The sequence below is a fragment of the Salmonella sp. SAL4457 genome, from assembly GCF_046548235.1.
Lineage (GTDB): Bacteria > Pseudomonadota > Gammaproteobacteria > Enterobacterales > Enterobacteriaceae > Salmonella > Salmonella enterica.
On the sequence record NZ_JBGDZO010001054.1, the window covers coordinates 1 to 248 of the forward strand.

A 248-nucleotide genomic window follows, 5' to 3' on the forward strand; every position below is an offset into this window, starting at 1 on the left:
GCTCTGTCGTTCCAGCTCCACCAGGCTGACGATCAGCTCGCGCAGCAGCGGGCCGACCACCAGCACCAGGGTGCGGTCCTCCAGGCCGCGGGAGAGTTCCGGGCTCAGGTAGATGTTGCGCATCTGCAACTCGGAGGCGACCCGCACCGCATGGCGCAGGCCCGGAGGCAACCAGACCGCCCGTTGCGGCGGGACCGGCAGGGCCTCGTCGGGCGTCTCCAGCCACATCATCCCGGACACCGCATAGC

1 protein-coding gene is annotated in these 248 nt (G+C 70.2%); it reads right to left on the bottom strand.

Features of this window, described 5'->3' with window-relative positions; translation table 11 throughout:
• Positions 1-231, bottom strand: a 231-nt coding sequence (locus ACLJNW_RS27410; protein WP_410961709.1) for an AraC family ligand binding domain-containing protein, incomplete at its 3' end; no start/stop codon positions are given.
• Between the last annotated feature and the right edge of the window lie 17 nt (positions 232-248).